Below are 418 nucleotides of genomic sequence, written 5' to 3' on the forward strand. Positions count from 1 at the left end.
CGCGCGGCGTCCTTCGTAACGGGTCAGCTGGTTCATGGCGGCAACCTCTCGATGTCGAGCTTCCGGGAATCCTGCTTCCGGGACGTCGGGGTTCCCGGGGATGCCGCCACCGTACGCCCAAGTGGCACGATTTGCCACAGCTGCACGGTATGCACCGACGGCAGTCGCGGGCGTACGCTTCGTACGGTGAGCACCAAGCACGAGGGCGCCACGCCCCCCACCCCGACGCTGACGGAGCGCCGCAAGGCCGCGACCCAGCTGGACATCGCGCGCGCCGCCGCCGAGCTCTTCACCGAGCGCGGCCCCGACGGCACCACGGCCGAGGACATCGCCCTGCGGGCCGGGGTCGCGCTGCGCACCTTCTACCGGTACTTCCGCTCCAAGCAGGACGCCGTGGCCCCGCTCCTCGCGGGCGGCG

The 418-nt window shown here is 72.0% G+C and carries 1 protein-coding gene; it reads left to right on the forward strand.

Features of this window, described 5'->3' with window-relative positions; all coding sequences use genetic code 11:
• Positions 1 to 186: 186 nt before the first annotated feature.
• A partial coding sequence (locus AMK27_RS40985; RefSeq protein WP_143204973.1) for a TetR family transcriptional regulator occupies positions 187 to 418 on the forward strand: 232 nt, incomplete at its 3' end.

Source organism: Streptomyces sp. CB02009, from assembly GCF_001905825.1.
Classification (GTDB): domain Bacteria; phylum Actinomycetota; class Actinomycetes; order Streptomycetales; family Streptomycetaceae; genus Streptomyces.